This window comes from Phyllobacterium sp. P5_D12 (assembly GCF_054049495.1).
The window spans coordinates 1-546 of the sequence record NZ_JBFUMG010001188.1; the positions used below are offsets into that span (position 1 = coordinate 1).

1 protein-coding gene is annotated in these 546 nt (G+C 58.1%); it reads right to left on the reverse strand.

Annotation, left to right across the window (positions count from 1 at the left end; genetic code table 11):
- The coding region (locus ACXJ5O_RS29425) for an LLM class flavin-dependent oxidoreductase (protein WP_457302982.1) at positions 1-546 on the reverse strand (546 nt) is incomplete at both ends.

Below are 546 nucleotides of genomic sequence, written 5' to 3' on the forward strand. Positions count from 1 at the left end.
CATTGAAGCCATCGGCAGCACCGGTCGTGAACCAATCTTGCATCTGATCAACGATTTGGGTCGGGGTCCCCACGATTTGCCAGTGGCCTCGCGCGCCGGCGACGCGCAGGTAAAGCTGACGGATTGTCAGGTTTTCGCGACGCGCGAGATCCACCAGCAGTTTTTGGCGGCTTTTACTGCCATTGGTTTCGGTGACTTCAGGTACCGGTCCGTCCAGCGGGTATTTCGACAGGTCGACATCGCCGCCTATGCCATTAAGCAGTGACAATCCGACGATGGGATGGATGAGTTCCTGTATCTGCTCGAATTTTTCCCGGGCTTCCGATTCAGTCTCGCCCACAACCGGGAAAATACCAGGCATAATTTTAAGGTCATCCGGTGAACGGCCAAAACGCGCCAGTCGCCCCTTGACATCGCTGTAGAACGCGCGCGCATCCTCGATATTCTGGTGCGCCGTGAAGACGGCTTCTGCGGTGCGCGCCGCCAGATCCTTGCCCGGCTCCGACGAGCCAGCTTGGACGATAACAGGATGGCCCTGTGGTGACC